Here is a 233-nt window from a genome sequence, read left to right as displayed (position 1 = left end):
AAAAGTGCCAAATGATCGACTTTGGTGAATGGGCAGATGAAGAGAATACTATCCCTGGGGCGCCGGATATGTCTGACAGTGATGGGTGGTCGGAAGACCCATACTAAGTTCTCAGTTCTAAAATTTGAAAGTTGACGTGAAAGCGTCTACTTTTTTATTGCCCGTCAGAAACCCGTTCTCTTTCGCTTTTCTAGCACTCTCTGCTTGAGCGCATTCCCATTTAAAATAAGGTT

At 43.8% G+C, this 233-nt stretch carries 1 protein-coding gene; it reads left to right on the top strand.

Annotated elements, in window-relative coordinates; translation table 11 throughout:
• On the top strand, positions 1-107 hold a 107-nt coding region (gene yacG / locus ACVA54_RS19770; protein ID WP_446649895.1), incomplete at its 5' end, for a DNA gyrase inhibitor YacG.
• Between the last annotated feature and the right edge of the window lie 126 nt (positions 108-233).

The sequence above is a fragment of the Vibrio sp. PNB23_22_6 genome, from assembly GCF_052877535.1.
Note: the sequence above shows the minus strand (reverse complement) of the source record. Positions and strands in the feature narration are given on the sequence as shown.